Annotated in this window: 1 protein-coding gene; it reads right to left on the reverse strand. The window is 69.2% G+C overall.

Annotated features, from left to right (window positions below; translation table 11 throughout):
* The coding region (locus QWU11_RS47140; RefSeq protein WP_290121148.1) for a response regulator transcription factor at positions 1-241 on the reverse strand (241 nt) is incomplete at its 3' end.
* Positions 242-545: the final 304 nt, after the last annotated feature.

Below are 545 nucleotides of genomic sequence, written 5' to 3' on the forward strand. Positions count from 1 at the left end.
AGGCGAGCTCGGGCATGCGGGAGCGGAGTTCGCGGCAGACGGTCACCCCGTCGCCGTCCGGGAGGCGTACGTCCAGCACGGCGACGTCGGGGCGCAGCGCCGGCACGCGCGCGATGGCTTGTGAGGCCGTACCGGCCTCGCCGATGACCTCGATGTCCGGCTCGGACTCCAGGAGGGCGGCGACCCCACGGCGTACGACCTCGTGGTCGTCGAGGAGAAAGACCTTGATGGGGGTGGTCATGGGCAAGACCGTACCCAGACCGTCATCGCCTCCGATAGGCCGCGTCGGTGTTCGTGCCTGTATCCGCACGTGGTGAGCCGCAGGTGTGTCATTACCGGGCGGGTTGGACAAGGATGGAGATCCGCGTACGCCGGAGAGGACTCAGCCCCCGTGGCCCCTGACAATCACCCGGGTGAGGACCGTGCTCGCCTGGTGCTTCCCCAGCTGCGGCTCGACGACCTGCTCGCGGAGCTGCAGAGCCGGCTCGCGACCGTCCTGACCACTCGTGACCGGGTGCACGCGCTGTTGGAGGCGATCGTCTCGA

The organism is Actinomadura sp. DC4 (genome assembly GCF_030406325.1).
Classification (GTDB): Bacteria; Actinomycetota; Actinomycetes; order Streptosporangiales; family Streptosporangiaceae; genus Actinoallomurus.